Genomic DNA, 23,425 nt, shown 5'->3' on the forward strand with positions numbered 1-23,425 from the left:
TTTCCTAGATAACATGTTTAGTTGTCCCATTCATAATTTAGATTAAAAGCCTGATTAATAGATTGAAGGATTACTCTTCGATTATCCAAAGGTATACTTTTGAATTTCAGAATATTTAGAAATAGCTCGAGAACATAAAAAACATAATCTGAATTTGAATTGTCGGTACCCGCCTCATTGTGATACATTTCCTCTAACTCTCTATAAGCAGGAATCACCTTTAAATTGTATTCATTGATGTCAGTATTGTAGTTTCGCGTACTAACTATTACGGATAATAATCTCGCGATCAGTTCTTTTAGATTAACACGCTGATAATTGTTGAAATCTTCCACACGGGATATAGTAAAAAATTGTACGTGTTTTTCGCTTTGAGGTATCATTCTATGAAAAATATTTTTTGGTGGCACGCTAATAATTTGAGTTACATCACTTTGTAAGGCATGTTGAATTGATTTAGACCAAAGGACGGGTTTTGTTATTTGTGAAGCAAGATATTCAGGAATGAGTTTGCTATCTGTGTACTCCTTTCCAGTTACATTAGCTAAGATTTTATGAAAGGGAAGACCCCATTTTATTGAGGTTAACCTTGATTTGAGTTTCTCTTCTGCTTCCGCCATAATAGGACTATGAAATGCGCCAGATACATGCAGCAGGGCTGTTTTGCAGCCTATTCCCACCAATTTTTCCCCCATCAACAACACATCTCTTTTATCACCCGTCAATACTAACTGGTCACTGGCATTATATGCTCCAATCCATATTTGCCCCCCCTTTGAACGTGATTCTATGCATTCTCTTTCAATCAGATCGATATGTTCTGCTTGAAACGATACAGCTAACATAGCTCCATTTGTGGATTTAGAGATTTCATCCATTATTTGCGCTCGGTAAAATACAGTTTTTAAAATATCTTCAAAAGATGCTGCTCCCGCACAAGCAAGTGCGGAATACTCCCCCAGACTGTGTCCTGCCATCAAATCGGGTTTTATTTCATGCATATTAGCAAACTGTCGATAAGCAGCGACACTCAATACAACAATGGCAACCTGAGCATTAATCGTTTGATTCAAATGTTCTGACGTGCCTTCAAAGCACAGCTTTTTAACTGAGAAATTTAGAATGTCTTCAGCTTCATCAAATGTTCGCTTAATCATCGGATAGTTTTCATACAATGCTTTCCCCATACCCACATACTGTGTTCCTTGTCCGGGAAAGAGTACCATTGTTCTAGACATAAGTTTTGTCCATCCCCTTCAGCAACTCTTCGAGGTAATTAACAATACTTGTACGAGTTGTAAACTGGTCCAACTCTTCAGTTGGTATAATCATATCGACTTTCTCAAATATTTCTGAGACAAACGCATATTTGAGCCAAATTGGTTCAGTACTCCAGTCAAATGTATCTTCATTTAATGAAGTTACCTGCTTCCCCCATACAGTTCTAATGCCTTCATTTACTAAATTTTCAATACTAGACAATTCCTTATCAATCAAAGTTAATGTCACGTTAGAACCGAGCGGCAACAGCTTCAACTCTTCCGGGCGACTATGTTGAAGTGGTGTGAAATGCGCGACATGAATTAATTTTTGCTCATTTTCAACAAATGTCTCCCATCCACCGTTGTCCTCCAAAAGAATTTGTTTCTTTGATCTTGTTGAATCTGTTGTCTCTATGGCTTCGCCAGTCAAACCTTGTCCATAGAAAAGGTCGATATGCGCTACTTCACTTGGAATATTTGCAATTGAAATACTGAATAGCGATTGATCCATTACCTCAGTATCATTTTCAATCCATTTATTTTCTCTTAAAAACTCTTTTATAGCCGTATTTTTTTCTCCGTTGTGGATTATAACTTTAATTTCAGACAATCCTTGCATCTCGCAAAAGCTCTTTAATGTAGAGAATACGGAGGCTTCAACTCCTCTTCCAAGAACACGACAACTAAGCAAAAATGTATCCACTACCAAAGTTTTATTCAGAATTTGATTAATGATTAGGCCAGTCAGGCCATAAGAGCCAAAACGATCTACAACTTCAATGGCCCAGCAAACATAATTCTCACTTTTTAATATTTCATTCAGCTCATTTTCTGTTCTTCGAATAATGCTGGAGTTAAATTGGTTAGTACGCTGAGTTAATTGTGACAATCTCGGCAGCATGTTAACCGTTGCTTTATCAATAAAAACTCTGAGTTGCAATTCTTTCAAATATTCTTCAGGTGATTTAGCTTCCAATGTTTTACGGATCGTAGTAGTTTTCTGCATGAAAGTTCGCTTTCGATCTTCATCCGTTATAAGGGCTTTATCCAAAGCCCAAATGTGAGATAGAAATGATGGAATATGTTTTTTATCCTTTGGAATCTTTAACGTTAGAACCTCAGGTAATTGATTCATCACTTCCAAACATTCATGAGGACTATCATCCAAAAAAATGAAACTGTCCAATCCCAGATTAAGTTCTTGTGCTATCTCTCGAATATTTTCTGCTTTACTTTTCCAATTAATTCTCCAACTCACAAAATCCTCTTTATTTAATACCATGTCTTTGTAAGTTTCAAATACATTCCATACATCGCTCTCGTTATTTTTACTAACAATAGATAGAAGAAAACCTTCTCCCATTTTTTCTTGCATGATCTGTTGCAAGATTTTAAATGGCTTATCTATGACCACGCTGGCCTGATCCTCACCACAAATGCCTTCCCATAAGGTATTGTCACAATCCAAAACGATAACTTTAAATGTTTGATTAATGAGCGCATGTACTTGCCTTACTAAATAAGCACCCATAACAGCATCAAATTCTTGAGAAAAAGGCATGTGTGCTAAATTTTCTTTAACATAATCAAACGTTCTCTCAATACCATAAAGATTCTGTGCAGACTCGAAATCTATGATGTGCACGGTAGGTATCTGTTGTAACGCTTCCTTCCAGCGTTGGTTCAACTCTTGTAGATAGCTAAGTAATGTATTACTTAGTCCAGCTTCTGTAGAAATAGGGAAAATGGCTACCATGAGAGCCTCCCTTTTGGAGGCCGTCTCAATAGTATTTAACATTTCGCTCAAAGCGAATTCTAACTTTTCATATTTGTGAGGTTCCAACAAGTGATCATCGTCACGAATCCAATCCTCAAAACGGTTAAAAACGACACGATAATCGAATGAATTCATGAACTGACTTCTTGGAAACAAAAGATCTTTCAGCATCCGTCCTTTATGAAGAGTTACTTCCAGTTTGAAAGGAAGCATCCTTTCGGCCCACCAACTGATATAAGATACAATCGGATCGGTTTCAAAGGTGGATGTTATTACAATTCTCTTTATATCATCACTTAAATTATTCAACATATATAATCCTCCTCAAAACGATGTAGCAGTGAACTGATCGCACATAGCGAACAAGATAGTTACATACAACTCTGTTATCTCTTTTATCGTTTGCTCTCTAATTCTGGGGCTACCAATTACCTGGATGAGAACATCATTCTCAGATTCTTGATACTGCAGTACAATGTCATATTTGCTGGCTAATGAACTCGTTGAATGACGATTAAACAATATATTGATTTCACCATCAAGATATGGAAGTAAAGGAGTATGGTTAAATACCTCTAATTGAGATTGTTGCTCAGTAATATGGAATACAAGTTGTTCAAGATCCTCAAAGTTAGTCATGTTAACATCTAGACTCATATAAGTTTTTTCGGAAACCGCTAAGTCAATCAGTATATTGTCTAATTTTGTGTACTGATTCAATGTATAGATTAATATAGAAATAGCAACATCCTGGGATTTGGAACGCATACTTTTAGCAACTTTCTTAAATTCTGAAGACCTGTCATAATCCAAGGAAAGTTTAAATACTGCACCACCGGACAGAGTTGTATCCAGATGAGATTCCCCAAAACGCATTTTACTCTGTCTGCTCTCTGAATAACCTTCTACATTATTGTCAGATTCCAGGTAATGGGCCAAATCAGAAATTGTTGGATAAGAGAAATAGTCTGTAATGCTCAATTTGCCTGAGTATTTCTTATTTAAATTCGCATGGAGTTGGATTAAGAGTAGCGAATTACCACCAACTTCAAAAAAGTTATCATATTTGCTTATATGAACTTGGCCTATAACTTTTTTCCATTCTTCGAGCAGTGCCCATTCAATTTCGTTTAATTCTTCCTTTTCTAGTGTTCTATCATTAACACGTTCAGTATCTTCTAACAAAGTCAGTTTTAATCTATCCACCTTCCCGTTAGACGTAAGTGGGAGCTCACTTAAGAACACAATGTAGTCAGGCAACATGAATCCGGGAAGTACTTTAGCAAGTTCGCTTCTTAATTGTTGTTCGTTAATAGATTCATTTGCTTCTATAACTACATATAACATAAGACGATCCATGTCATTTACTCTCTTCTTGACTACCGAAGCTTGAACTGTATTCCTTAGATTCAAGACACACCGTTCAATCTCCTCAAGTTCAACGCGATGCCCCCTAATTTTCACCTGGTTGTCTATCCGCCCTAAATACTCGATCGTTCCATCTGAACGCCATCTCCCCAGGTCACCTGATCGATAGAATATTTTATTTGTAATATTTGGAACATCGACAAATCGTAGGCGAGTATTCTCATCGTTGTTTAGATAACCCTGTGACAAACCCTTTCCCGCTATATATAACTCTCCAGGAACTCCAATTGGAAGAATAGATCCATTGTTATCAAGGATATAAACCTCCATATTATTTATTGGTTTGCCTATACACACTTCTCGATCATCAGCTTTAACTTCGTAAGCAGTTGTGCATACACTACATTCTGACGGACCGTATTCATTGATTAATCTTACATTAGGTAACAAATTAAAATGATCTTGAGCAAGCTGAACATGCATTTCTTCGCCCGCCACAGTGACAGATTTAAGACTCGCAAAATTAGGTTTAGTCGCCAGAATCGCAGCATACAAACTAGGTACTATTAAAAAATGTGTAATTTTCTGTTCCTCTATTATCCTACTTAAAGCTTTAGTGTCTAATCGTTCTTTGGATGAGATTAACGTAAGTGTTCCACCAGCTAATAGAGCAGAGAAAATATCTTCTACTGAACTATCAAATGATAAGGATGGTAATTGAAGCGTGTTATCCCCAAGTCCAAAGGAGTAATAGTTAATTCTCCAGTGTATTGTATTAAAAATAGCAGAGTGAGTTATTTTTACCCCTTTAGGGTTACCGGTTGACCCTGAGGTATATATGATATACGCCAAAGAATTTATCTCCACATTACATGTAAACTTATTAAGTGGCTCATTATAGTCAATTGATTGAACGTTTAACCGTTCTCCGTTGAAGCCCGGGATCTCCAAATCAACTGTTTTATTATCAACAATCAGAATCGAAACTTTACTATCAGCCAACATATATTGCAAACGATGAACAGGATATTCAGGATCTAATGGTAAATATGCAGCACCTGATTTAAGAATCCCTAGAATTCCTATTATCATTTCTGGAGATCGATCCATCATTACACCGACTATAGAGCCACGTACGCTTCCTTTTGAATCTAGTGCATGAGCCAAAGCATTAGCACGTCGATCTAACTCTAAATAACTAATCTTGTTTTCTCCATGTATTACCGAAATTGCCTCTGGCGTTTTAGCAACTTGTTGTTCGAACCAATAGTGCAAGGGTTTAGGCTCGATTTCATCAGATTTAGAATTAAATTCAGTTTTTATTTGCTTTAATTCATCTTCATTGAGCATGTTTAACGTCCCTATAGATCGGTCTGGATAAGCTGTAATCTCGGACATTAAATTTAATAGATGCTTAGATAATCGATCCATAGTCTGCATTTCAAAAAGTTCTGTGCTATACTCCAGCGCAAATGAAATGTGCTCGTTCTCTTCCCAAGCGAACAATGTAAGATCAAACTTGGAATTCTCCGATTTTACATTATAGGGCAATATCTCTACATGATCTTCAGTTTCTACTCTCGCTTCATCATAATTTTGTAAAGCAAACATGACATCAAAAATAGGATTACGCGAAGTATCTCTCTCAATATTTAGTTTTTCAACCAGTTGCTCAAATGGCACATCCTGATACTCTAACATCTTAATAACATCATTTTTGATTTCTAAGGCTAAATCACGGAAAGAAGTCGTACCTACAGGTTTCATACGGAGAACCATTGTATTTACGAACATCCCAATAAGATCCTCTAATTCCTCTTGCTGTCTTCCAGCAACTGGTGTACCAATCAGTATGTCATTTTGCTGAGTATATCGATAAAGAGTCATTCCAAATAAACCAATTAAACCCATGTATAATGTAATACCTGTGTCTTGACACAGTTTCAAAAAACGAGACGACAGCTTTGGATTTGCCTCAAATCTAAGCAGTTGTCCATTAAAGCTTTTGACAAGAGGTCTCGAGAAATCAGTTGGTAACGCCAGCACCGGTAAATCTCCGGATAACCGCTCTAACCAATACTTTTCTTGTTGCTCATAAGGTTCTGTCTGCATATATTCCTGCTGCCACAAAGCATAATCCTTGTATTGAATTTCTAATGGTTTCAGTACTTTCACTTCATTATACAAATCAACGAAATCCTGAATAAAAGGTTGAATGGATATACCATCAAAAATAATATGGTGAAATTCAAATTTAACCATAAACTGGTGCTGATCCGTCTCTATGACCTGAGAACTGAATAGGGGAGCTTTTGACAAATCAAACACATGAGATGAGTCCAGTGTATCTTGGTCTGATTTATGCCATTTAAGGATAGGTTGAACTTGATTCGGATCATGAACAACCTGTACCACACCTGCTTCCTCTAGCAATTCGAAGCTCGTTCTTAATATCTCATGACGCTCAATCATGTAATTTATAGCATTCTTGAATCTCTCTTTATCCAACACACCCTTAATAATAAAACCTTCTACTATGTTATAAGCCGTACCGTTGTTTAGTTGTTGAAGAAAATACAATCTCATTTGAGCTGAAGTTAAAGGATAATAATCTCTAATTTCAGCAGGCTTTAGTTCGGGAATCATCCATTTTTTTTGTTTACCTATCAGATCTGACAATTTTTCAACCGTTGAATTCGCAAAGAAAGATTCCAAGCTAATCTCAACTTCAAACTTCTTTTTTAATCTGGAAAGAAACATTATAGCTTTAAGAGAGTGTCCTCCTAATTCAAAAAAATCATCCTTTACATTAATAGAAGGGATACCGAGCAATTGGACCCACATATCAGATATTTCTGACTCCACAGGATCAGTTAAAGTAGTATCCTCCTTCACAAGTGGAGTGTCTATCACGTGACTATTAGCCTCAATGATTTCAACTATGGATTTTTTATCCACTTTCCCGTTCATTGTATAGGGAATCTCCTCCACTACGAAGACTCGATCGGGCACCATGTAAAGAGGAAGACGGGTTCTAAGTTCTTCTGTGATTTTTTTCATAAATCGACTATCATCTGAATCCTCCAGTACCACACATGCTTTTAATTCGAATCCACCTATAGCATCAAGTTCAACAAAAGCTGCTGACTCTTTGATGTATATGTTTTGATTAAGATGATACTCAACTTCGCCCAGTTCAATCCGATGCCCTCTTACTTTCACCTGATCATCAAGCCTGCCCATATACATAAAGTTTCCATCTGGTAGCAGTTTTGCCAAGTCTCCTGTTTTATACATTAACTCATCAATTACAAAAGGATTTTGGATAAATCGATCACGAGTGAGTTCTGTCTTACCGAGATAACCAATCCCTACACCCACACCAGAAATGTACAATTCCCCAATAACCGATGGGGGGCAGGGATTCATAGATTTATCTAACACGTAAATTTTCATATTTTCGGCAGGAATACCAATCGGTACAAAAGGTCCTTCATACAAGGAATCAAGCTGATAAATCATACAACCTACAGTTGCTTCGGTAGGTCCGTATTCATTAAAAATTTCAATTTTTGTATTTCTATATTTTTCCTCTAGTTTTCGAGCAACATGAGTCTCTAATGCCTCTCCTCCAACAATAAAACGTCTGATTCGGCTATGATCAAGGTTCATTTCTTTTAACAATCGTAAATGAGATGGGGTTAACTTGATAATATCCACCAAGTTATCTTCAATGATTCTTTCTAAAGATTTTTCTGGAGGGTCACTATAAACAACAATACAATTCCCTGTGATAAGTGGTGTGAAAATAGATGTCACTGTCAAGTCAAAAGCAATTGAAGTATACAATGGGAAGGTAAGTTGCTCATCTCCCACGTATACCTTGGCAGCCCAAGTTGAGTAATTTAATAAAGATTTATGACTTATAACAACCCCTTTAGGCTTTCCTGTAGAACCTGATGTGTATATAACATAGGCAGGATCTGCAATACTAATTTCAGGAAGCGATGCAGCACCGTGCAAATCAGACATAACATTGTCAAGAAATACTGATTCTACGTTCATGTTATATATGCTCTTACTTCGTAGTTGTTCATACTGCTTATCCGTAATCACTGCAAAACAATTACTGTCGTCAAGAATATACTCAACTCGTTCTTGTGGGTACATAGGGTCGATAGGAACATAGGCGGCTCCGGTTTGAATCACCCCTAGAACACTCGCAACAAATGATGCTGATCTTTCCATCATCAGAGCTACAATTTTCCCTTTTCCAATTCCATTTAAAATCAAATCTTGGGAAATAATATCTGCTCTTTGTATTAACTGTCGATATGTCAATACTTTGTTCCCCTCCCGAATTGCTATCTGGTCGGGGTACAAAACAGCCTTTTCTCTGATAAGACTATGGACAGGTTGATTAAAAGATAACTCTGTTTCGTTATTGTTTAATTCATAAATTTGCCAGTTCATCTCTTCATCTGATAATACGGTATACGATTCTAGACGTTCATCTGGACTCTCAGAAATCATATCCAAAAGGTTAATAAAATGATTTGCTAACCTTTCCACTGTATTCTCAAGAAATAAATCGGTATTATATTCAAAGCAAACGATTATTTTTCCGTCAAGCTCTGAAAACTCTAAAGAAAGATCCATTTTTGCAATTGGATTTTCCATAGGCAATGATCTTACGGACAACCCCTCAAGTTTGTTCACCAAGTTTTCTTCATACTGATGCATAATTAGCATAGTATCAAATAATGGGTTCCTACTCTTATCTCTATTGTTTTGAATATTTTCAACCAATTGATTAAATGGATAGTTTTTATTTTCATAGACATTTAGAACATTGGATTTAACTCTACTCAATAATTCCAAAAAGGTGATTTCAGGATTTACATCCTGCCGAATTGCCAATGCATTGATGAGTGGCCCCATAACCGTGCTTAAATCTTTGTCATTACGTGTAGATGCAGTTGTACCTACGACAAAGTCTTGGTTACCTGTATATTTGTTCAAAAACACATAGTATGCAGTAAGGAGGTTCATAAACATCGTAGTTTCACATTTTTTGGATATTTTTTTCAAATGATCGACGGTTTTTCTTCTCACTTCTTTATAAATCGTAGAACCATTGAATGTCTGTGACCGCTCTCGGTCAAAATCTATGGGTAGATTTAACTCAGGTATCTCACTACTCATGTAATCTATCCAAAAGTCTTTCATTTTCCCGAAGCTTAAAGTCTTAGTAAACTCCTTTTCCCAGTAAGCATAATCCTTGTATTGGATGACGCTTTCCTCAAGCTGAGCACCATTATAAATATTAAAGATTTCTTTAGTCAGGATCTCAAATGATTGTCCGTCCGCTATAATATGGTGTACATCGAATAATACATAAAATAAATCTTCTGTACACTCAACTACACATACCCTGAATAAAGGAGCAACTCCCAAATCAAAAGGTTTTGCAAACTCAGTTTTAAAAGCTTGCACCTGATCATACTGAAGCTTACGCCACTCCAGTTTTAAGTTAATATCATCAACGATCCGTTGCATCGGTATATGATCATGTATTTCAAAGACTGTACGAAGTATCTCATGTCGTTTAATTAACTCACCTAAAGTGTACTCTAATCTATTTTTATCTAAATGGCCTTTTACTTCTATTAATCCTGGCATATTATAGGCTGTACTTTCAGGATTCAATGAGTGTAAGGTGAATAGCCGTTCCTGTGCTAATGACAATGGATAAAAGGCAGCCGCTGGAGCAGGAGAAATCTGAATGTTGGTCGTATTGTCAGTCAAGTCAATCAATTCAGCTAAACGATAGAGCTCTGGACTCGAGAACAATTGCTTTATTGAAATGTTTTTCTGAAATGCACTGTAAATCTCAGCAGTAAGCACAGCAGCCTTAAGAGAGTGCCCGCCCAAGTCAAAGAAATTATCTTCTCTATCAATAACATTTACATTCAATATTTCAATCCAAATTTTGCTCAATACCTTCTCTGTTTCTGTGTTCATTTCTCCTGAATGAGAGTTATCTAGAGAAGCAAAACCATTGTAATGTTTCAAAGCCTTCTTATCTATCTTCCCGTTAGCATTTGTAGGCAAAACCTCTAAAAGTGCAAATTTTGAAGGTTGCATATATGATGGAAGTTTTTCTCTCAAAAAGCGTTTTAACTCTTTCAAATCTCCTTCACTATCCATTACAACAAAAGCTTCTAACTCTTCATTTTCGAACAGAACTATAGCTTCTTTTACATGCTTATGTTGTTGAAGTGCAATTTCAATTTCAGAAAGTTCTACTCGGTGACCTCGTACTTTTATTTGGGAATCTATACGTTTAACAAATTCGATGTTGCCATCAGGGAGCCACATCGCTAAGTCACCTGTTCTATAAAATGTCTCACCCGGAATAAACGGAGAAGGAGAAAAAACCTTAGAACTTTCATCTGGTTTTCCAATATAGCCTTTGGTTAGAACATCTCCACTAAAGCATAACTCTCCAATTACACCAATTGGGAGAACTTCATTATTTAAACCTGTAATGTAAGCACCTACGTTTTTCATAGGTTTGCCGATCGGTATGGAGTATGGATAGAAATGCTGTTCCGAATCTACACGATAAGTAGTTACATCAACGCAACATTCCGTTGGTCCATAGCAATTAATGATCTGAGGAATAGCATGTGCAAACGCAACTTTAATGTCATTTATTAAGGTTTCCTTAAGAGGCTCACCGCCAATTAGGAATAATTCAATACTAGAATTAGAGAATTCATTTCGGGAATTGCTTAGTAAAATACGAATTTGAGTGGGTGTGGCATTCATGTAATGAATCTGATGATCACATAATACCTCCATCAATAACTTAGCATCTAACTGAGCATCTTCTTGAATAATAAAAATAGTATGACCGTTAAATAACCCATAAAAAACATCTTCCAGGAAAACATCAAAATAATAAGGGGCAATCAAACCAATATTTCTTGGCTTTTCACCTGATGCGACATATTTTGAAAATGCACTCGTGTGATGTAACAAAATATTATGGTTAAACAATACACCTTTGGGATGACCAGTTGTCCCAGAAGTATAAATAATGCATGCCGCATGATCTTTGGAAACCAAAGGATAGTCAATATCCTGTTTATCGTTGAGAGAGACAACATCCTCTATAATTAGGATGTTCTGCAATAGTGAATCTACCTCTAAAGCAAATCTAGAAGAAATCAGCAAGATTTGGGCTTGACTATCCTTCAACATATAATTAACTCGTTCTGATGGCAAAGAGGGATCAATGGGTAAGAACACGCCACCTGCTTTAAGAATACCAAGGAGACCAGCGATAGTATTAACCGAACGTTCACATATAAAAGCAACAACTTCTCCGGTTTTAAGTCCCTTATTTAACAATCCGCGGGCAATATAATCTGATCGATCGTTTAGTTCCTCATATGATAGCGTTTCATTTAAGTCTTTTATGGCTTGACGTTTAGAAAACGATCGAACAGATTTTTGAAAATGTATATGTAGCGGTGATTCAGGCACTTCTACTACTTTTCTTTCATTAAAGGCATCAGTAATCATTAAATACTCATCAATTGATAATGTAGAAAATTCCTGCAGCTTGGTATCGATAGCGTAATCAAGAGAATTACGTAAAAGTTGTATATAATGTTTTAACAGAGAATTCACGAAATCCTCGTTTAGTTGTAATTGATTATGAGCAGTTACATGAATTCCGCTAGATGTATGGCTCATATTAATAACAAAATTACTTCCAGACATCTCTCCAACATAATTTAGGCCATGGAGGGATTCAAAACCAATTACAATATGATGAAATTCACCGATATTCATATTTATTAAAGATAGAGGAATTAATGGATGACTATATAAATTGTCTAGGCTGTTTTTTGTGTCCCTAAGTATGTTTTTAAACGTTATATCTGCTTTCATTTCTAAGAAAAATGGGAGCGTCAAGTTTGCCTGGGGATTTTTTTGATTATCTTTCAAATTTGGAACGCCGATAACAACCTGTTTACTCCTTGTATATTGACTTAACAAGACACTCCACATGGATAGAAGATAAGCATATAATAATGACTCGTTTCCGCTACATCTGCTATATAATTGCTCTACCATTTCTTGATCGATATGGATGTGAGCATTCTCTGATTCTTTTAAGGAAGAGCTGCTCTTCGGCGGCTGACAAACCAACAGATTAGTTGGAATAAATTTTTCGTTTTCTAATATCTTTCCCCAATATTGCTCTGCTGATTCTAGATTTTTTTTAGTATTTAACATTTTAATCCCTCACTATCATCCACTTTTATTTCTGCCAGCAACAGGTGTTGTTGCCGACAGAAATTGGTTTTGAACCTTCAAATAAGCTATATATTAGAAATTAAATTCAAACTGTTGATCGTTCCATACTGATCCATTATCACTAAAGTTTGGAGTATATATCTCATCTAATCTTATATGATAATCATGTAGTACAATTTCAGTAATTTGATTGAAGGTTTCAAAAAGGAATTGAACCGTTTCTCTTCTAAACTGAGATGTATTATATTCAATTTGGATTCTCCCATGTGTAGCGTCTTCCAATATTACAAAGGAAAGATCTATCATAGCTGAACCATCCGAGATATTTTCATCGGTTACTACCTTTAATTCGTTGATCTTAAACTCTGTTGGTATCGCGATTTCATAGGCAAACATAAATCGAAATAAGGGCGAGTGTCCAGCGGTCGTCGGTGTTCCAAGAGTTTCAATTAATTCATCTAAGGGATATGCTTGATGCTCTAGAGCTTGCTGCATTGTTTCTTTTATCTGGTCCAGATATTCTTTAAAGGTCATGGCCCCGTCAGCTTTACTGCGTATCGCCAGCGTATTAACAAACATGCCCATTGTTCCGGCAAATTGTTGATTGGTTCTGCCCGAGACTGGAGTCCCTACAACAATATCTTGTTGATTCCACAATAAATACAATGCACTTTTATATAATGTCATCAAAACATTAAACAAGGTAGTTTTCTCACGAATGGCGATCATTCGTAACTTCTCAAAATTCCCTTCTGGTATTTCAAAAGAAATAAGTTCTCCTTTAAAGTTCTGAATGTTTTTTTGTAACGGCACATTCGTTTCTGGTACATAACCTTTAAACGAATCACACCAAAATTTCTCATCGTTTGCCTTGACCTGCCCCTGGTATTGCTCTAATTGCCAAAGCACATAATCTTGATAATCACTTTCTAAAGAAGGTAACTTTTCCCCGTTAAGCAAGGCCTTTAATTCCTGCTCAAAAATGTTCATTGATACTCCATCACTTATTAGATGATGCATGTTCAGAATCAGGACATGATGCTCCTCTTCAATACGAATTACCGCTGTGGAGAAGAGTATTTCACCACTTGTAACATCATAAGGTTGAAGAAACTCATCCATGATTTGCTCTCGTCGTTTCTCTCCAGTTTCAAACCAAAAAATTTCAGGCTCTGCCTTGCTAATAAATTGAACAGGTATTCCTCTTTCATATCCAAACCCATAACGTAGAACGGAGTGTCTTTGAACAATTGTCTCTAACGCTGTTTTTAATAGAGAACGGTCGAATTGACCGAACAAATCAAACTTGGTCACAATGTTATAAGACATACCAATGTCAGGGTTCTGACTCAACAAAAATATTCTCTTTTGTGCCGAGGATAGAGGATAGTATGTCCCTGATTTATCATATTTTGATATTACGTTTGTGTTGTGCAATGATGCAGCCTCAAGCACGACCTTTGTTTGTAAAGAGATGGTCGGATTCTCAAATATGTCTTTTATGGTCAAGTTCTTTTCGAATTCTTTTTGTAGGGAATCAGCTAATTGAATGGCTTGTAACGAGTTACCACCCAGTTCAAAGAAATCTTCCTCAATTCCGATTTCATCCTTACCTAATAAATTAGACCAGTGTGATGCGATTTTAAGCTCCGACTCGTCTCTTGGGAGATTTTTTTGATCTTCTTGACTATCCTCAGCAAGCTCAATGAGTCTTTTACGGTCTATCTTCCCATTTAAAGTAATTGGGAATTCATTTAAGTACACATACTTAAACGGGACACTATATGCAGGAAGCTTCAGCATTAGATAGTTCTTCAACTCATTTTTAGGCAACGATTGCTCAGCAACATAAAAAGCACACAAATAATTGTTCGGGTATACTCCAATAGATAACACCATAGCCTCATAGATCTGAGGATAAGTCATGACATTCTTCTCAATGTCTGCTAATTCAATCCGATATCCTCTAATTTTCACCTGATGATCAATTCTACCAATATACTCAAGTTCATCATTAGGCAGCACACGCATCAAATCCCCAGACCGATACATCTTTTTTCCCGGAATGAATGGATTCTCTACAAATCTTTCTTCATTTAGTCTATCCCGGTTGAGATAACCTCTAGCAACGCCCGCTCCTCCTACATATAACTCACCAATCCCACCTCGGGGGCATAGCTGCTTATCTTTGTTTAGCAAATATAAACTTAACGTAGAAATTGGCTTACCGATACTACGATTATCTGACTCAATATCTTCTGATTTGAGATTCTTGTACGTAGTGAACACTGTGGTTTCTGTAATGCCATAGATGTTCATAATCCTGATGTGAGGATACGCTTTGTGAAAATCGAGCAATCTTCTTGGATGTAAGGCCTCTGCTGAAGAAATGATGTATTTTAATGACAGATCACTTCCTCGATCCGATATAGCGTTTATTAAAACATACAAAGCTGCAGGTGTTTGATTGAGCACTGTCACCTTTTCTTTTACTAGCATTTCGAAAAACATCTGGCTATTATATACAACTGAATCAGGCACAATGATCAATTTTGCCCCTTTAAGTAGAGCACCGTACATCTCCCATACGGAGTAATCAAAGCTCAATGCATGATACATGGTCCAAACTTCTTGTTCATGGAATGGGAAGAAAGGTTCAGCGTTCACAAAGAGTCTGACCACATTAGCATGTTCAATCATAACCCCTTTAGGTTTGCCGGTCGTTCCTGATGTATAGATTATATAAGCAATCTGATCGGCCGAAACCTCAATCTCAAGATTTCCTTTTTCTTCAGTGAGACAGATACTAAACAGATCACTCACAAATAAAACTTGACCTGACTTCAACATTTCATTCCACATAGGAGAAGGTCGATCTGCAATGACAAGTTCAACACAACTATCCTTCAAAATGTGCATAATCAATTCATTTGGATACTCTTTGTTAATTGGGATATAAGCAGCTCCAGCCTTGAGCACAGCGAGTATACTGATAATCGCATCAATTGATTTTTCTAAATAAATCCCAATAAATTGTCCTGAATCTACGCCTTTTCTTATCAAATAGTTGGCCAATTGGTTGCTGCGTTCATTCAATTGTAGATAAGTTAAAGTTTCCCCCTGATAACTAACTGCAATATTTTCTGGAGTCCGTGTCACTTGTTCCTCAAATACGTTATGAATAGTCTGATTATTCGGATACTGTATCATTGAACGATCAAATGAGTTAAGTAAATGCTTGAATTCATTAGGTTCCATAAATGAAAGATTGGCTAATTGTTCTTGAGGCTTAGCTATAATGTTAGATAGTAAACTCAAGAGATAAGAACCATGTCTTTCAATCGTATTTCTCTCATACAGACTGCTGTTGAACTCAAGTTTAACTTTAATAGTATCGTTGTATTCATATGCCTCAATAAGCAGGTCGAATTTAGCTTCGCTGCTTGCAATTGGATATTCAATAATATAATCTTGATCACTAATATGTTGATCGTTGCGTGTCCTGTTTTGCATTATAAACATGATGTCGAATATAGGATTTCTTGCTCGATCTCTTCGAATTGAAAGCTGGTCTATTAAATGATCGAATGGATAATCTTGATGATCTAAATCTTCCATCAAAGATTGCGACACTTCGTTCAGAAAATGCGAAAATATTTTCTCCCCGGAAGGATAATTTCGCAATACAATCGTATTGACAAATAAACCAATACTGTCTTCAAAACCGTGTTGCGTCCTCCCCGACACTGCCGTTCCTAGAATTACTTCTTCCTGACTGTTGTATTTATATAACAGCACATTATATGTTGCCAGAAGTACGCTAAATAAGGTTGTCTCTTGATCTAATGCCAATTTTCTTAACGCATTAGTCATATTAGCCTCGATTTCTATCCAAACGGTTTCTGACTTGCCCTCCTGCTCCACCATTCTTGAATAGTCAACAAGCAAGCTATCTTCCGTTAATTCCCCGGCCATTTTTTTAGCCCAATAATCCTGATCTTCCTGGAGTTTTGTTGAATTTAAATAGTTCTCAAACCAATAAGCGTACTGCTGATAAGAGGCCACACCATGCTTAACCTGTTCATCGTTATACAATTGAATAAACTGGCTCATTAAATGCACATTAGAAATTCCGTCCGTTACAATATGATGCATGTCTATATATAAATCAAAGCTATGTGCATCTACTTCCAATACGGAAACTCTTAGTAACGGGGCTATATCCAAATCGAATGGTCTGATCCACTGACTAGTTTCAGGAGGACAATCCCATTCTTGTAACTCAATATCAAATGTATGCAGTACAGTTGGTATAATGGCTCCATCAACTAGCGTAAATTTTGTTCTCAAAATTTCATGATTCGTCAACAATGTATTAAAACAAGAGCGAAGTTTATCCAAAACCATTTTGCGATTGATTCTGTATCTGCCTGAAATATTATATTTAGTACTTTCTTTATTCATTTGACACATCAGAAACATACGTGTTTGTGCTGGGGTTAACGGATAGTATTGTTGAGTTAATTCTTGCTTTTGTTCAATCACAACAGCATCATACGTATCTTGAGTCTGTTTTTGCTCAATTAACCCTGCAAAATCGAAAGGTGTAGGATATATAAACAAATCCTTTATCGAAACGTTAACTCCTAAATTTCTCTTTATTTTGGAAATAAACATTGTCGCATATAATGAATGTCCACCCAATTCAAAGAAATGATCTCTCGGCTGAATATCCTCAATTTTAAAGATATCCTCCCATATCTTAATAATGGTTGATACCATCGGGGTGAGTGGAACATGGTCAATCTCAGTTTCAATATCCATCTGCTCCAAAAGACGAATATCAACCTTTCCTCGATCCGACAGAGGAAGTTCACTCAGAAAAACAAACTTGGTTGGTGTCATGTAGTGAGGTAAAATTTCAGATGCCCATAATTTTAAATGGTATTCCGACAATTCCCGTCCTTCTGTTGACACAATAAAACTACATAAATATTTTCGAGACTCCGTCTCTTTCAATAACACTATTGCCTCTTGCACGTCCTCATGGTTCAATAAACATTTTTCAATTTCTTCCAATTCAATACGATAACCATGGAGCTTTACTAGCCTATCAGTTCGTCCTAAAAAATCGATTTGTCCACTTGCTAACCATTTCGCTTGATCACCTGTTCGATAGACCATCTCATTATCATTAAAGGGGCTTAGTTTGAATTTTTCATAGGTCATCTGCGATAATCCCGTATATCCTACAGCTAAACCTTCCCCACCTATCACTAGCTCTCCAGGAATCCCCACAGGTTGCAAACGGTCATATTTATCAAGTATATAAACATTCTTATTTATCATCGGTCTACCAATTGGTGTCGTTTTCCAACGCTGGATTTCATCAAGATTCACTTTGTAATAGGTCGCATCTACACAACATTCCGTTGGACCATATACATTAAAAACTTCTAGATTCTTATAACCTGGTGAATGGAACAAATCCATTAGCAATTGATAGGGAACGGTCTCTCCTCCAATTAATAATCGGCGTAAAGAGTGTGGGGTTCTCTCTTCAACCAGAAGTGACCTAATATAACTTGGACTTCCATTCATAAGCTCAATTGTATGGTTGTCAAGAAATTGAAGTAACTTTTCGTACTCCAACCGTTCTTCATTAGTTGCTATTACTAACGTGTGCCCTAGTAATATAGATCCGAATATTTCTTCAATAGATTGATCAAAGAAGAAAGGCGCAAGTTGTGCAACGTTCAATCGCTCATCAAAAGGGGCATATATCTCCTTGGTCAGCCCTATAACTAAATTTATAATGCTCCTATGCTGTATTTCGACCCCTTTCGGTTTTCCGGTAGTACCCGACGTATAAATGATATATGCTTTTTGACTAGAGTCCACAATTGGAGCTGTCGGAGAAGCACTTAGCTCTATATTGCAGGAATTCACCTTGTCTATTAAAAGATGATGATGATTTCTAATTTCTGATCCTTGTATCGAGAAAATCTGTGATTCTGAAAGAATCAGTTGAATATCACTATCCTCTATAATATAAAGATTCCGATCCTGAGGCGCTTCAGGGTCTAAAGGCACATAATGAAATCCAGATCTCAAAACTGCCAGTACACTAACTACAAAAAAATCGTTGCGATCAAATAACAAGCCGATAGCTGAACCTTGATCCAAGCCACTATTAAGGAGCACATTAGATAAACGCATCGATTCGTTTAATAACTCCTGATAATTCAATTCCCGATTGCAACTAACAATAGCTGTTCTATGAGGATGGGTAACTGCCTGTTTTTCAAACATCTGAAAAACAGATGAATATTCTGGCAAGATAAATTTAGTTTCCGGTAGCAATTCTTGCCTCTCTCCAGGCGTCAATAAATCAAAATCGCTCAGTAGCAATACTTTCTTCTCTGTAATTAACTCCGCTAACTTAAAGAAATGCCCTTTAAACAAATCCACTAATTGCTCATCATAGATATTGCTATCGTAGCTCAACAACATACTAGCTTTATTATCATAGACATCTACCACAATCTCTAAGGGATAGTGGGACCTCGAAGAAAAAGCAATGTTGATTACCTGTAGCTCGGATAGTTGATTATTTAAATTTTGCAGGTAACTTATCTCAGTTTTAACACTGTCACCATGATTATTAAAAATCAGAATATGATTGATTAATTCCTGAGCAATTTCACTATCCGCCTGAATTTGGTGTAAAGGATAATATCCATATTGCCTTGATCTAAGCATGTCCTCTTGCATATTTTTAATAATTGCAGAGAAGGTAGTATTTGAATCCGTTCTCACCCTCATAGGAATTGTATTTACAAACACACCTAAAGCATGTTCAATATCATCTATACTAGGATCTCTAAGGGACGTTACTAATCCGTATACAACATCCTCTGAATTAGTATACCTCTGTAGCATCATGGACCATATCGCTTGAAAGATCACATTTATTGTGACACGATGTTCTAATGCTATATTGAATAAGGCACGAAACAATGAAGACTCAACTGTTATTTCCAATTCTTTATACTTGGGAAGACAGTTTTGATAACGCAGCGTCGGGATTGAATGATTAGCATCATAACCAGACATGTAAGAATACCAATAATCAGATGCATCCTTCCAATTTTGATGATTTAACCACTTGATGTAACCTTCATCGGATGTGCCAATTAATACTCTTTGATCCCTATCAGACTGTATATGACTCTCATAGTTCATTAATATATCCTTCAATAAGATTTGAAAGGAATATCCATCGATCAGAGCATGATGGTAACTACAGATTAATTTGAATGATTGATCGTTTATGGTAACTACAGAAAAACGCAAAATCGATTCTGCTGAAACAGAAAAAGGATTTAGACGATCTTTTTCGATATGAGTTTGTAGGAATTGTTCCTGATCACACGTCTCCATCGATGATGCATCGCTGTAATTCACCGTTATCAAACCTTCTTGTTTAACCACTCTAACCGGTTGATCTACATCTTCATATTCAAAATAAGTGCGTAAAATCTCATGATATTGAGAAATTTCACGTAAGGACGCAACAAATTTTTCATAATGGAATATGCCATTAATATCAATAACGAACTGTTCTACATATGCCCCTTCTTGCTGCTGATCATTGATAAGATGGTACATTAGTCCTGCCTGTATAGGGGGAATCATATCTATCCTTTGTACATCACTCATTATGAGGCTCTCCCAAATTTTGTTTTTTTATTAAAACCTTTTCTACTTGTTGTTGTTGCTGACTATTCAGTTGGGTATATTGATAGTGACTTCTTCGCTTCCGCTGTTGTAAGTTACTCTTGTCCTGAGTCGGAATGGATACCGGTTTGTCCTTACTCACATGTTCAACGAGAGATTTGATGGTAGGGCGCTCAAAAATATCTTTAACATCATAGTTAAATCCCTTTTTCTTCAGAAGCGCAATTACTCGCATGGCTTTAATAGAATCTCCTCCGAGGCTGAAGAAATCATCCGAAATACCGATTTGTGTTTGGCCGAGCACCTGATGCCATATTTCAACAATCTCTTTCTCTTCGTTATTCCTTGGCGGAATATTTTTTTCTTCCTGTTTGAAGAGACTCAAATCAATACGTTTAGCTTTATTTCGATCAATTTTCCCACTGGCATTCAAAGGAATATTATCAACAATGATTATTTTTTGTGGCACCATATAACGTGGTAACTGCTTTATTAATGCTTCACGTATAATTTCTTTTTCTAAATCTCCTTCAACAACAACAAGAGCACACAACATCTCACTTTCATGCTCAAGAGACTTATAATCAAAGACTACGGTTCGCACTACCCCTTCAATTCCACGAATAGCTGTCTCTATCTCTTCCAACTCAATACGGTGACCAGAAATTTTCACCTGATTATCTTTTCTTCCCATAAATTCGATTGTTCTGTCAGTTTTAAGTACACCCAGATCACCCGTTCTAAAAAAATCCCCTTCGCCAGGAATAGAACTAGATAAAGGAATAAACTTTTCCTTAGTCATATTCTCTTTGTTCAAATATCCTCTAGCAACACCAAAACCTGCAATTACAATTTCTCCTGGGACATACGGCGGTAAAGGTCGGAGCTTTTTATCTACCACATAGATGCATTCCCCGATTAATGGTTTCCCAATTGGTATTGGCCCTACTTCATGACTGTCAACATCGAAAAGTGCAGACCAAATCGTTGTCTCCGTTGGTCCATATGCGTTGATAATCCTAGCATCGGTACGTTTGCGAAGCTGATGAAATAATTCCACGGGAAAAGATTCCCCACCGACAATAATTGTCTTTAAAGATTTCAAAAAATGATTAGAAGCTGCTTCATCTAAGATATGTTTCAGACGAGATGGTGTAGTTTGAAACATAGTAACAGGTCTAATCTGTTGTTCATGTTGCCGAAAAATCTCTTTTCTCTGAGTAATAATAATCTTCAATTGATTTAATCTTTCCAGACTCTCCTTGACTCGGACAGAATCAATTCCAAAATCTATTAAGCTGGCAATTTCGTTAATTCCAACTTCATACAATTCATTCACCATGACTTGACAAGTTTCTATGGTCCCAAACATAGCAGATGTATTCCAATATCTCTCGAAAGCAAGTTCAAAAATATCATCTTCTGATTCTATGTCAATTTCTTCATTTATCTGATCGATAAATCTTTGAATCAGTCCGGCACTTGAACGCAAATAGTTACAGAATGGACCTTTTACAACATCTCTAACCTCATCAATATTTTCACCCAAGTAGGTATGGATCATTAAAGTTACTTTACCGTGAGTTGAAGGATAACCACTATCATTCAAAGCCTTTCTATAAATTGAAATATTGCTTTTTAATGTTTCCAGATCTTGCCCTAATAAATGTGTAAGTACGTTTGCACCAATTTTACCTGCTTTCTCAAACGTCTCAGGATTACCAGCTGACGTTACCCAGATTGGTATATTTTGAATAGGTTTTGGATATGAACGTAGTGATGTTGTTAGACCCATTCCATTTCTTCTTTCCACCTCTCCTCCCTTCCACAACGTTTGTACTTCTTCGATCTGTTTATACATGATATCTTCTTTTTCATGAAAACGATCTGGTGCCAAACTAAAATCTTGCACATGCCAGCCGGATGCGAAGGATACTCCAGCACGTCCGTGCGAAAGATTATCAATCATAGCCCAATCTTCAGCTATGCGTAAGCTATCATGTAAAGGCGATACCACGCTTCCAGCCCGAATCTTAACATTTTTTGTTATTGAAGATAGAGCAGCACCTGTAACTGCAGGATTAGGATAGATTCCGCCGAATTCATGAAAATGGCGCTCCGGAGTCCACACTGCTTCAAAACCATTTTCGTCCGCGAAAATCGCAGAATCAAGAAGCAAATTATAAATCTCATTAGTACCGTTCTCTCGACTATCATTTCCGAAAAAATATAAACTGAAACTGAGTTCATCTGACGATTGTAAGTATCCGCGATGAGCATCTAATTGTTCCTGATTTTCTGCTTGTAATACAACTTGAATACCATTACACAGTGTCCAGAGCAATTCCAAAATGGATATATCAAAAGAAACCGTTGTAATGGATAGCAGCGCCTCTTTTGATGAAGGTTTTATATGCTCGTTTAGACTATTAAAGAAATGAACGACGTTTCGATGTTCAATCATTACTCCTTTGGGTTGACCTGTCGAACCCGAAGTATAAATCACATAGGCGAGTGAATTCGCATCATGATTTCTCATCGGAATCTTAGAGTGCGCTTTCTCGAAATCCCACCCCGTCAAAGCAATTAATTTTAATGAAAGCTTATAATCTTCCGGAATTTCTTCAACAATCAGTGCGATCATGTCGCTATCTTCTATTAAATAACGAATGCGCTCTTCAGGTAATTCCGGATCTATTGGTATATATGCAGCACCTGACTTCAAAACACCTAGGATTGCTATAATTAATTCCAATGAACGAGGTAGACAAATTCCAATTTTATCATCCTGTTGAACCTTCAAGTGGGTGGTCAGATAGTTGGAAAACGAGTCTACCTTCTTCTGGAGGTCTCCATAAGTGATAAAATCATCTCTAAATACCACTGCCACTTCATCATGGAACTTAAGAGCCATTTTATCAAAAATCATATCAATTGTAGCTTC

At 36.6% G+C, this 23,425-nt stretch carries 5 protein-coding genes and 1 pseudogene; all 6 read right to left on the bottom strand.

Going from position 1 to position 23,425, the window contains the following annotated elements; all coding sequences use genetic code 11:
• Window positions 1–17: 17 nt before the first annotated feature.
• Window positions 18–1,238: an ACP S-malonyltransferase gene (locus tag MHI38_RS06875; RefSeq protein WP_154888202.1), complete on the bottom strand. Its 1,221-nt coding sequence runs from the start codon at window positions 1,236–1,238 to the stop codon at window positions 18–20.
• Window positions 1,231–3,351, bottom strand: coding sequence for an HAD-IIIC family phosphatase (locus MHI38_RS06880; protein ID WP_154888200.1), 2,121 nt, complete (start codon window positions 3,349–3,351; stop codon window positions 1,231–1,233). Before MHI38_RS06880 ends, MHI38_RS06875 begins: the two co-directional genes overlap by 8 nt.
• Before the next feature lie 12 nt (window positions 3,352–3,363).
• Window positions 3,364–12,720 carry an amino acid adenylation domain-containing protein gene (locus MHI38_RS06885; protein WP_154888197.1) on the bottom strand — a complete coding sequence of 3,119 codons (9,357 nt, stop codon included), beginning with the start codon at window positions 12,718–12,720 and terminating at the stop codon, window positions 3,364–3,366.
• Window positions 12,721–12,813: 93 nt separating this feature from the next.
• A complete protein-coding gene (locus tag MHI38_RS06890; protein WP_154888195.1) occupies window positions 12,814–20,463 on the bottom strand; it encodes an amino acid adenylation domain-containing protein in 7,650 nt (2,549 codons plus the stop codon).
• Complete coding sequence (locus MHI38_RS28725; RefSeq protein WP_445667225.1) at window positions 20,456–22,831, bottom strand: MupA/Atu3671 family FMN-dependent luciferase-like monooxygenase; 2,376 nt, start codon at window positions 22,829–22,831, stop codon at window positions 20,456–20,458. Before MHI38_RS28725 ends, MHI38_RS06890 begins: the two co-directional genes overlap by 8 nt.
• Window positions 22,817–23,410: pseudogene (locus tag MHI38_RS28730) on the bottom strand (AMP-binding protein); the annotation flags it as partial. The gene MHI38_RS28725 and the pseudogene MHI38_RS28730, both read right to left, overlap by 15 nt.
• Window positions 23,411–23,425: the final 15 nt, after the last annotated feature.

The organism is Paenibacillus sp. FSL K6-1558 (assembly GCF_038002565.1).
Taxonomy (GTDB): Bacteria; Bacillota; Bacilli; order Paenibacillales; family Paenibacillaceae; genus Paenibacillus; species Paenibacillus polysaccharolyticus.

Coding starts and splice junctions, on each gene's coding strand:
- MHI38_RS06890 (WP_154888195.1), bottom strand. CDS start 20,463: ATGAGTGATGTACAAAGGATAGATATGATTCCCCCTATACAGGCAGGA.
- MHI38_RS06875 (WP_154888202.1), bottom strand. CDS start 1,238: ATGTCTAGAACAATGGTACTCTTTCCCGGACAAGGAACACAGTATGTG.
- MHI38_RS06880 (WP_154888200.1), bottom strand. CDS start 3,351: ATGTTGAATAATTTAAGTGATGATATAAAGAGAATTGTAATAACATCC.
- MHI38_RS06885 (WP_154888197.1), bottom strand. CDS start 12,720: ATGTTAAATACTAAAAAAAATCTAGAATCAGCAGAGCAATATTGGGGA.